5 protein-coding genes are annotated in these 11,802 nt (G+C 57.2%); 4 read left to right on the forward strand and 1 reads right to left on the reverse strand.

Annotated features, from left to right (window positions below):
• Nucleotides 1-207: 207 nt before the first annotated feature.
• From E8D52_01350 to E8D52_01360, 3 genes are read left to right on the forward strand one after another with little or no spacing between them, the layout of a single operon-like run.
• Nucleotides 208-4,758 (forward strand): DUF4347 domain-containing protein, encoded by a 4,551-nt coding sequence (locus E8D52_01350; protein ID TKB70766.1) that lies wholly within the window; start codon nt 208-210, stop codon nt 4,756-4,758.
• Nucleotides 4,755-6,671, forward strand: a complete 1,917-nt coding sequence (locus E8D52_01355; protein ID TKB70767.1) for a PAS domain-containing protein — start codon at nt 4,755-4,757, stop codon at nt 6,669-6,671. Before E8D52_01350 ends, E8D52_01355 begins: the two co-directional genes overlap by 4 nt.
• A gap of 11 nt (nt 6,672-6,682) precedes the next feature.
• A complete protein-coding gene (locus E8D52_01360) occupies nt 6,683-7,384 on the forward strand; it encodes a response regulator (GenBank protein ID TKB70768.1) in 702 nt (233 codons plus the stop codon).
• Nucleotides 7,385-7,484: 100 nt separating this feature from the next.
• Here E8D52_01360 and E8D52_01365 read toward each other — a convergent pair whose 3' ends face one another.
• On the reverse strand, nt 7,485-9,653 hold the full coding sequence (locus E8D52_01365) for an EAL domain-containing protein (GenBank protein ID TKB70769.1): 2,169 nt from the start codon (nt 9,651-9,653) through the stop codon (nt 7,485-7,487).
• Between the two features lie 563 nt (nt 9,654-10,216).
• Here E8D52_01365 and E8D52_01370 point away from each other — a divergent pair.
• The gene (locus E8D52_01370) at nt 10,217-11,488 is read left to right on the forward strand and encodes a response regulator (GenBank protein ID TKB70770.1); all 1,272 of its coding nucleotides are present in this window, start codon (nt 10,217-10,219) and stop codon (nt 11,486-11,488) included.
• Nucleotides 11,489-11,802 lie beyond the last annotated feature (314 nt).

Genomic DNA, 11,802 nt, shown 5'->3' on the forward strand with positions numbered 1-11,802 from the left:
AGGGGAATTTGCTTCGTCAACGGGCACCTGCCTTGTTAACGTCTTGAGTAACTCGTGAACCGAGGTCTGCTCCCTACCGTGAGACTACTACGGAGACGCAAGAAGAGCGAGGTGAAGCCTGCCTGCGGGCAGCGGCCGACTTCTGTATACGGGAGTCCGTCCTTCCCTACATACGGCGCTTCCTGGTTTGCGCTCGAATCGCGGATCATGTTCGACGGCGCAGGTGAGGCGACGCTCAGCACCGTCACCACCGATCAACTAGCCCAGAGCCAAGCCGAAACATCTCTCTCCGCCGATGACGCGACAACATCTAATACACCACCCGCTGCGGCACCCACAGGTGAGCCACAGTTCAACTCTAACGACCAAGCCTTATTTGATGCGCTGGCAGCGTACGATACGTCAGCAGCCCGCCAGGAAATCGTGTTTCTTTCTCCTAGCGTGCGCGATTACCACAAACTCCTCGATGGCATCAGCCCCAATGTCGAAGTCTTCGTCCTCGATCCGACTCGCGACGGGGTGGAACAGATGGCGGAGGTGCTCGTCGGTCGCACTGGCGTCGACGCCATTCACATCATCTCCCATGGAAGCCAGGCTGAACTGACCCTCGGCAGTGCAAGACTGACGCTCGAGGCCATGAACGGCGCCTATGCCGACGAACTTGCGGCGATCGGCCAATCCCTCAGCGAGAAGGCCGATCTATTGATCTATGGCTGCACCTTCGGCCAGGGCGAGCTCGGCGGGAATGCAGCTACCCGGCTGGCTCAATTGACAGGCGCCGATGTAGCCGCAAGCGTCGACCTCACCGGCCATGCTGATTTAGGCGGGGATTGGGACCTGGAATATTCGGTTGGGTCCATAGAAACGGGAGTCACCTTCAGCTCTGACGCGCGACAGAACTGGGTCGGTGTGCTACCAGGCTTGACGTCTACGGGAGAATTCACGGTCAACGATCCTTCCGGGAACGATGAGGAAACTAGCGGGCCGGTACGAGGCGCCGAACGGGCTGTCGATATCGCATCCAATGGTGATTACGTCGTGGTGTGGACGGACGAGACTACAGGCGACAAAGTGTTTGCGAAAGTCTTGGACAAAGACGGCAATGCGAAGGTCGCGCAATTTCAAGTCAACACGGGTGGCGTGAACAACCGATGGGCCGATGTGGCTGTAGACGACAGCGGGAACTTTGTGGTCACGTGGACGAGGAGTAGCGACGTGTACATGCGGCGCTTCTTAGCCAACGGCACGGCTGTCGATGGCGCAGACGTGCAAGTCAATACCACGACTTCCAACACTCAGCACAATTCGTCAGTCAACATGAACGACACCGGCGATTTCGTGATCGCCTGGGAAGGTAACGGCGGCGCCGATGAAGGCATCTTCGTTCGACAGGGGAGCTTCGGCGGCGGGCTGATTGGCAGCGATATCGCGGTCGATACTGCCGCAGCTGCGCAAGATCCGTCGGTGGGAATTGCCGACTCGGGCAACTTCGTCGTGGCGTGGGATGATGGCAACGGAGATGTCTTCTTCCAACGATATAACAGTGCTGGAACTCCACAAACCAGCGGTCAAGTTGATGGAGCTTTTCAGTCCAACGCGGGGGGAGCCGCTGTGGATATGAGTGGCGATGGCCGATTCACGGTGGCCTATCGAGCCACCGGATTGGGGCTCGGTGTCTATGCCAGACAATTTGACGCAGCCGGAACTCCGCTCTTCTTTCCCCTGCTGGTCAACACGACGTTTGCAAACGATCAGACCAATCCCTCGGTGAGCATGGATGATTCAGGCGACTTTATTGTCGTGTGGGAAGGACATGGGGATCAAGCCGCAAACGTTGATGCCAACGGAGTCTTCGGACAGAAATTCGCCTCCACCGGGACAAGAATCGGCAGTGAATTCTTGGTCAACCAAACCACCGCCAACGTGCAGGACCGTGCCTCGGTGGCCATGCTGGACTCAAATAACTTCGTGGTCGTGTGGACCGGCAGCGACGGAGCACAAACCGATGTCTTCGCACGGCAATTTGGCACCGCCGTTAATACCCCGCCCACGTTGGACCTGGATGCCAACAACAGTTCCGGGGCTACGGGCAATAACTACCTGTTCACGTTCACCGAGGGTGCTGCCGCCACCGCGATCGCCGATACCGACACCGATCTCGTGGATGCCGACAGCCCCACCTTTGCGTCGGTGACCCTGGCCGTCAGTGGCCTGTTGGACGGCAATGCCGAGACCCTTGTGCTGGATGGCGATACATTTGCGCTGGCCACTGCGGTAGCCGGCCAAAATACGACCGGCGGGAATTACCACGTGGTGGTCACAACTGGCGCCGGCACCGCCGCCCTCACCATCACCAAACAGGGCGGCGGAACCTTTTCGGAAGTCGAGACAGAGACCCTCATCGAGGCCATTCAATATCGGCATACGGATACGAGCGCCCCTACCGACGGCGACCGCCTGATCGACGTGACGGTTAACGATGGCGCCTTGGACAGTGCCATCGCCCGCACCACGATCAATGTGAATCCGATGAACGATGCGCCGGTGGTGACGGCCCCAGGTGCCGCCTTGTCGGCGACCGAACAGGTCGGCTTGACCATCCACGGCACCGGGTTCGGCGTGAGCGACGTTGATGCCGGAGGCGGCAGTGCAACGGCCACGCTCAATGTCGGCGAAGGGACGCTCACAGCGGTGGCTGGCACCTCAGGGGTGACCATCGTCGGGGGCAACGGCACGGGGACCGTGACCCTGTCTGGCACGATCGCTCAGATCAATAATTTACTCACTGGCGGTGGGACCGGCACCATTACGTACCTGAATGGGCTCAATGCTCCGAGCGCCTCGACCACGTTGACCGTGACCGTGAACGACCAGGGCAATACGGGGGCTGACCCCGGGCTGACAGGAACCGGCACCACGGAAGAAGGGAGCAATTCAGTCGCCATCAATCTGAGCGCCGTGAACGACGATCCAACCAACGTCGGCTCCTTGCCCACCGACGTCACCGTGACCGAAGACGTCCTGAGTAATGTGGATCTCTCCCTGATCGACCTCAGTGATGTCGATGCAGGAGGCGGCAATCTGACCGTGACGCTGACAACGGCAACCGGGGGCAACCTGACCGCAGTCTCAGGCGGCGGTGTCACCGTGGCTGGTTCGGGAACCGGGGTCCTCACTCTGACAAGCACTCACGCGAACCTGAACACCTATCTCAATAGTGCCGCCAACGTGCAATACCTGCATGGGACGGCAAACACGAACGGTAACAACGCCGATACGATCACCGTTCAGGTCAGCGACAACGGCAACACCGGCAGCGGAGGAGGCGGCACCCTAAGCCTCGGCACCGTGAATGTGGACATCACGGCGCAGAACGATGCGCCGACGATCACGGCGCTGGCGGATCAGACGATCCCCGAAGACGGGACGACGGGGGCGCTGGCCTTTAGCGTGAGCGATGTGGAGACGGCGGCGGGGAGCCTGACGGTGACGGCGGTGAGCAGCAACACCACCGTTATTCCCAACGGCAACCTGACCTTGGTGAACCTGGGGGGCGGCAACTGGACCATCGCGGCGACGCCGGCCCTGAACCAGACTGGCGGGCCGGTGACGATCACAGTGACGGTGAGCGATGGGACGACCAGCACCAACGAGACCTTTGATGTGACCGTGACGGCGCAGAACGACGCGCCGGTCATCTCCAGTAACGGCGGAGGTGCCACGGCAGTGGTCAACGTCGCTGAAAACCAGGCTGCTGCTACCACGATCACCAGCGTGGATGTCGACGGGGGCGTGCCTATGTATTCGATCGTCGGAGGGGCCGACGCCACCCTGTTCACGCTCCATGCGACAACCGGCGCGCTGACCTTCAACAACGCGCCGGATTTCGAGGCCCCCCTCGACGCAGGGGCGAACAATGTCTACGAAGTCACCGTTCAAGTCGCCGACGGCAGCGGCGGCACCGACATCCAGGCTCTCAGTATCGTGGTCACAGACGTCAATGAGGGTCTACCGCCACCCCCGCCGATTCCTCCAAGCCTCGTGCCACAGCCTCCAGCCCCTCCATCCGGAGCGGGACCTCTTCCTGCTGGATCGCCCCCGTCATCTCCGGTCGTTGTCCCTGCGCCGGCCAGTTCGAAGCCGAATTCCGAGGTTCCTTTTGTTCCTGTTCCGCTTGGCAATGATCCAGATGGCACCGCGCGGCTATCTTCGGAGATGCCTGGTGCTCCCCAGCCCAAAGGGTTAAACACGCCCGCGCCTTCGATTCAGTTCATGCGCGAGATCAGAGGCTATGTGGAAGCGGGGGTTGCTCCGCGTATGTACCAGGCCGATAAGGAGGTTCCGAGGGCCTTCGACGGACAAACCCTTGAGAAAACGTCGACAGGGCTCAGCGAGGCCTTTCGCCAGAGCCTCGGGGTCGTCGAGGAGGATCTACGACGTGCCACGGACATGTCTGAGAGCAGCCTGAAATTCGCCGTTGGGGTGACGAACTTGGGTGGGGTCAGTCTTACGGCCGGTGTCATTGCCTGGCTGCTGCGTAGCGGGGCGCTGCTGGCCAGTTTGGCTGCCACTCTGCCTGCTTGGCGGCACTTCGATCCACTCCCCGTCGTCCTCACCAGCGATCGAACGCGGCGTAGGAGCACAGCGGATACAGTCGTCGCTGCCGATCGAGAAAATAAGCAATTCCGCGGGCTCAGAGACCTCCTGGATAAGAAAGGAGACACGGGGCGCTCCGAGGGTGAAGGTAGGGAAGGATGAAGAATTTCGGCCCCCTCATGCGGATCAGCTTCAGCCTGACGTGCCTGACTCTCGGCATCGTACTAACCGGCGACACGTTGGTCGGATTGTCGTCCGGTTCACTCAGCGCGACTGCGGAGTATCGCAAAACGCTTTCCGAAGCCCTCGCGGTCCAGTACTCCCATCTCGCTGGGCGAAATCATTCCGACACCATCCAAGCTGGATTGGACCTCCTCATCGAACGAAACCCGCAAATTCTGTCGGCCGCCATTCAACTGGCTTCCAGCGGGACGTTCGCCCAAGCTGGAGATCACCAGCGGCATTGGACGCAGATCGAAGGTGGCCACTCCTCGATCGATCACATTCAAGTTCCGATTTTCAAAGGTGATGCCCCTTGGGGGACCCTACAGATTGCCTTCCAGCCGGTTGCCGAATTGGAGAATCCCTGGTCCTTCGTCCATCCCTGGAGCCGCTTAATCCTGTTCGTCGCGTTTGGGGGCTTCGTCAGCTACCTGCTATTCATTAAACGCACGCTTCGCCACCTAGACCCGTCCGCTGTGATTCCGTCACGGGTCAAGCATGCGCTGGACGTGCTGGCCCAAGGGGTCGTGATGCTGGATGGACACGGGTCCATTGTCCTTGCCAATACCGCGTTTGCGAAGGGGGTGGGCTTGCCCTTGAACGATCTGATCGGCTCGACCTTATCTCGACTGGCCTGGGTTCCGGCTACGCCATCTCCCGAGCCGTCGAGCGAGCCCTGGACCATGGCGTTGAATACCAGAACCGCCCAGACGGACGTGCGGATGGTGCTGGCCGATTCGTCGGGCAAGTCTCGACACTTCCTCGTCAGCAGCGCTCCGATTGTCGACGAGAGCGAGCGGCTGCGCGGGGCAGTGGTATCATTTGATGACGTCACACAACTGGAAGAAGCCAATGTCGCGCTCGGCGGCGCGGTGAAGGAACTGGAACGATCGCATGCGCAAATCGTGAATCAAAATTCGGAGCTTGATCGCACCAACCAGTCACTGGTCGTTGAGATTGATGAGCGGAAGAAGGCTGAATCAGAGCGGGAGGTGCTCAACCGCCGTCTGCAGGAAGCCTCACGGCGGATCGGTATGGCCGAGGTGGCAGCCTCCGTACTGCACAACGTAGGAAACGTGCTGAACAGCGTCAACGTGTCGGTCGGCCTGATTCAGAAAACCCTTGAGCGGACCCCCGTCGGCAAGCTCGGTCGCATCGGACAAATGTTCCAAGATCACATGAACGACCTGAGCCTCTATCTGACCCAAGATGAGAAGGGCAAACAAATTCCCTCCTATGTGGTGAAGCTGGCCGACCAACTGAACACCAATTTCACCGGCATCAATAAGGAGCTCGACTCTCTCGATCACAACATTGATCATATCCGGCGAATCATTATGGCTCAACAAGGCCATGCAAAGACCCAAATCCTCCTGGAACAAATTCAGTTGACGGATGTTCTCGAACAAGCTTTGGCCATTAATCGGGACAGCCTGGAAAAGGCCGGCATCACTGTCGTGCGTGAATACGCAGAGCTACCGGCTACGATGTGTGACCGGCATCAGGTCCTTCAAATTATGGTCAACCTGATCAACAATTCGATCTATGCCATGCAGGCCGTGCCCGATCGCTCCCATCGCCTGACGGTGACGATCGGGTATCATTCTGGAAGCCGCGAGCGAGTACAGATTCAGGTACATGACACGGGCATAGGTATCACGCCGGATAATTTCAAGCACCTATTTACACAAGGCTTTACGACGCGCGAGGAAGGACAGGGGTTAGGCCTTCACAGTTCATCCTTAGCAGCTAAATTGCTCGGAGGGGTCCTGTCCGCTAGGAGCGAGGGCGAGGGGTTGGGAGCCACGTTCACGCTGGATTTGCCACTTACTCAAGCCACCCTGGCGGCCTGAGCATGTAAAAAATGGAGGAAGGCATGGTTATGGTTAAGGATAAGCACAAAATAACTCTAGAAAACCGTCGTATCCTGATCATCGACGATAATCTCAAAATTCACGAGGATTTCCGAAAAATCCTGGCCCCCGCCGCCGTCTGTGGCGAACTTGGTCAAATAGGGGCATCGTTGTTCGACGAGGAGCCGCAGGCAAATCATGATGTGGTCTTTGACTTACGGTTCGCCGATCAGGGCCAAGCCGGTTTGCACATGGTGGAGCAGTCCGTCGCTGCAAGGGCTCCGTATGCTGTGGCCTTCGTCGATATGCGTATGCCGCCCGGTTGGGACGGCCTCCTGACCATTGAGCAGATCTGGAAAGCCGATCCCAATATCCAGGTTGTGATTTGCACGGCATTCTCCGACCATCCGTGGCGTGAAATCAGCGCAAGGCTTGGAAAAACCGACCGGCTGCTGATTCTCCGTAAACCGTTCGATGCGATCGAAGTGGAACAGTTGGCCGTCTCCTTAACCTGCAAGTGGGAGTTGTCCCAGCGGGCACAACTGCGGATCGATGGCATCAACGCGCTCGTCGACCTTCGATACAAAGAATTATTGGAGCGTAATGCGCAATTGAAAGGGGAAAATGAGCAGTTTCAAACGCTGAATGAACAGTTTCAACAATTCGTGAAAGAGTTACGGCGAACAGTCAACACCGAGGAGAGCTCCATTTGAGAGTTCATGCCGATTTCTGGCCCGCATGACTCGCAAGCCGTCTCCACGGCGATTCCATGTGCACCTGCCGAAACATTCACAACGTGATGACGCTCGACAGCTATACGGCGAATCTTCTGAAGGAAGTGAAGCGGCGGCCTGCCCCTGTGGCGATGTGTTTCGCGACAAACGGGAGGAATAGATCAACAGCAAGTGGCTGGCTTAGGATAAACCCCTGGACCACCTCGCAGCCGAGTTCACGAAGAAAATCGAGTTGTTCTTGTGTCTCTATTCCTTCGGCTACAGTGCGCAGGTTAAGGCTGTGAGCCATCGCGATCACCATTCGAGTGATCGCGGCGTCCCGCTCATTTTCTGCAATGTTTCGAATGAACGACTGGTCAATTTTTAATGAATTGAGGGGGTACTGCTGCAGATGACGCAATGAGGAAAAGCCTGTTCCGAAATCATCTAGCGAAAGCTCCACACCGAGAGTCCGTAAACTCTGAAGGGTCGCGATGGCATGTTCTGGACTTCTGAACATGATCGTTTCCGTCAACTCAAAGTCAAGGAGTTCTGAGGGAAACTTCGTCTCAGCCAACACGTTGGCGACTGTGTCAGTCAGCTTTCCATCATGAAACTGTGAGTCAGACAAGTTCACCGCAAGCTGAATAGACGTATGACCGGCCGCCAACCAACTCTTGGCTTGTGTGCAAGCCGCACGAAGCACCCATTCACCGAGCCTGGGTCCCAGCCCAACATCTTCAACGATCTGTAGAAATTTCCCGGGGGGCAATAGGCCCAGCGACGGATGGTGCCACCGGATCAGAGCTTCGGCCTTGACGATTGCGCCGGTGCGGAGATCTATCAGCGGCTGGAAGCATATCATGAACTCATCACGGTCTAGTGCGCGGCGAAGGTCGGCCTCTAAGGCGAAGCGTTGCTCCGCATGCTGATTCATCGATGAAGAATAGAACGTGTATCCGTTGCGACCCAATGATTTGACAGAATACATAGCCGTATCTGCATGTTTCAGCAGTGCCTCTAGGTCGAGACCATCCGTGGGGAAACAGGCGATGCCGATCGTTGCGGTCACATACACGTCGTGCTGTCCCAAATGAAATGGTTCTGCCAGTTCGCGCTGAATCCGTTGTGCCACACATGCTGCGTCTTCCGGAGCGGTCAAATTATTAAGCAACACCGTAAATTCGTCACCCCCTAGGCGCGCCAAACAGGACTGAGAAGTGGGATCGGTGTCCCGCGCCACCGAGTCACTCATTCTCACGCAGTTCTTGAGTCGCTCCGCCACTTCTTGAAGCAAGTGGTCGCCCACTTCATGGCCCAGTGTGTCGTTGATGACTTTAAATCGATCCAGATCCATAAAGAGGACGGCAGCAATTGCTTGATGGCGCTGTGAATACGCTAAGGCTTGACCTACGCGATCTTTAAATAGGTGTCGATTGGCAAGGCCTGTCAGGCTGTCATAGTATGCGAGAGAATGAATTTTCTCTTCTGCCTCCTTCCGACTCGTAATGTCATGAATCGTTACTGCCATGCCCTCGACGCCATGTAAATCATTGCGAATAGGTCGTGCCTGACTTTCGACGATGAGCTGCGTGCCGTTGGGAAGACAAATGCGGTATTCCATGCTGCAATGGTGTTCGGTTGTAAGGCCATCATGCAATGACGTCTGAACCACAGTCCGATCCTCCGGATGAATTAGTTCAAGAAGACCTGTAAAGGATTTCGGGAAGTGCTCCGGTCTCATGCCAAAAATGCAGGCGACTTGGTCTGTGCTCTGCAGCGCATCGGAACGAGAATCCCATTCCCATGATCCAAGCCCCGCAATGGACTGAGCGTAACGTAGCTGAGCTGCGCTTTTCGTCAAATTGAGGAACGCGTGGGTGGCGCGAAATAGGTACCTGATACGCTGTGTCAGGATCAGGGGATGAAAAGGCTTGATCATGAAATCCGAGGCACCGGCTTCGTAGCTATGTGCAATCGAATCCGTATCATCGTGACCAGTGACCATAACAATAGGGACCTGCGCACCACCAGGAAGTTGTCGTAACGCTGCGCAGGTCTCAATCCCGGTCATTCCAGGCATTCCAACATCAAGGAGGACGATGTGTGGATGGACGGTACGAAAAACCTCGAGGGCATGCGATCCGTCGACCGCTTCCTCAACTCGGAAGTCAGCCGACTGTAAACATTCACAAATCAAGGCACGATCGACGGGATCGTCGTCGACGACGAGGATGACGGGCTGATCGAGAGCGCTGTCGTTTGACATCTTTGTTCCCCCTTCTATCCATTCATCCGCATGGTTGTCTGTGTCATGAATGATCCGCGCTCTAAGACGGGACTCTCAAATGAATCGGCAGGTGATGGAACAGTCCACTGTCTTGGAAAGTATCGTAGTGGAGACAGCTACAACGGCCAAGTGAAATGGGGAAATGCTCTTGCAAGCCGAACCACAGCAGGAGAACTGGGTAGAGAGGACAGAGTTGCGCATGTAGGAGCTGGAATGTCCCGCGACGAGGAACCGTTGCTCGCGTAGTCCACTATCAATTCGGAACCATGAGTGACTGCCTGATGTGCCTGGATGGAGGCAGTGCTTGTGCTGAAAGTTTAAAAAAGCATGACAGGTTAAAGGGAGTGCGTACTATTTGAGAAAGCCTGCTGAACAACTAAGACGAGTGGGTTTGGCGTGACCGTTTATCCAGAGGTGCGCACAAGACGTTGTAGCGCTCCTCAAGGACATGCCTGCGTTCATGGCGGAGCGAAGTCAAGAAACACGGGTGGGAGAGAGCCAATGATCATGGTCGGCTCAGCGGCTGGAAGGCATGCATAATCATGGGCGCCGGGAATAAAAACCTCCGAATCTTGGTCATCGACGACAACCTCGTCATCCACGAGGATTTTCGCAAAATCCTGGCGACGACCACCGCCTCCGACGAACTCGAGCAGGCGGGAGCGTCTCTTTTCGACGAGGAGCCCGTGGCCGTCCACGGCGAACCTTTCGATCTGAGTTTTGCTGACCAAGGAGAACGGGGCTTCCACATGGTGGAGCAATCCGTCGCCGCCGGGAAGCCATACGCCCTGGCCTTCGTCGATATGCGGATGCCACCCGGCTGGGACGGCGTCGAGACAATCGAACATATCTGGAAGGTCGATCCCGAAATCCAGGTGGTGATTTGTACCGCGTTCTCCGACCACCCCTGGCACCGGATCACCGCAAGGCTCGGACAAACCGACCGACTACTCATCCTGCGGAAGCCGTTCGATGCGATCGAAGTGGAGCAGCTGGCCTCTTCCCTGACACGCAAATGGAACCTCGCCCAGGAGATTTGCTCCAAACTGAAGGAGCTCATGATCACGCGTGATGCCGCGCTGGAGTCGGCGCGGCTCAAGTCGGAATTCTTGGCCACCGTCAGCCACGAAATTCGCACGCCGATGAACGGCGTGATCGGCATGACTGGGCTGCTCCTGGACACCGCGCTTGATGCGGAACAGCGGGACTATGTGGAAAGCATTCGCAGCTCCGGTGACGCCCTCCTCGCCATCATCAACGACATTCTCGATCTTTCGAACATCGAGAGGGGGAAGCTCCGTCTGGAGAGTCTTGCCTTCGACCTTCGCGTCGCGCTCGATGCGGTGATGGAATTGTTGACTAACCGTGCCGAGTCCAAAGGCCTGCAGTTCGCCTGTGTCGTCCGGAGCGATGTGCCGAACGCAGTGCGCGGGGATTCCGGCCGCTTGCGCCAGATTCTGACGAACTTGATCGGCAACGCGATCAAGTTCACCGAACAGGGCAAAGTGGCGGTGCGGGTCTCGCTCGCGAAAGAGTACGAAGCGAACGCACTCGTGCGATTCGAAGTCGCGGATACGGGGATCGGCATTGCCTCCGAGCGTCAGGCGAGGCTGTTCCAGTCCTTTTGCCAAGTCGACGGGTCTCACGCGCGCCGCTACGGGGGGACGGGTCTCGGTCTGGCCATCGCGAAACAGTTGGCTGACCATATGGGCGGGACCATCGGTGTGGACAGCGAGGTGGGTAAGGGGAGCACGTTTTGGTTCACCGTTCTATTGGAGAAGGAGCAACCTGCCCTGCCCGCTACCGCAAGCTAAAGCGAATCTCCACGGCTTGCGCCTGCTTGTCATCGATCTCGAGGCCGGCCTCTCCTCAAGAACCAAAGCCCAGCTCTACATTCTTAATTCTTGCTCCAGGTCATATGCAGAAGATTCTTCGAGTCGCATGAGAGACCACCTCCAACAGCAAAGACACACGCCACTTTCTTCACGGCTCGAAGACACGAGATGCCGTGGCTCAGCTCCGCTGACCCATGCGGAATAGCAACAGAGCAGGATGTGCCAAAAGCGAAAAAGTGAAAAACTGATGACAATCCTTGAGAGTAAAGTACTCTACTAATAGAAACGTACGT

Source organism: Nitrospira sp., from assembly GCA_005116745.1.
Taxonomy (GTDB): domain Bacteria; phylum Nitrospirota; class Nitrospiria; order Nitrospirales; family Nitrospiraceae; genus Nitrospira_D.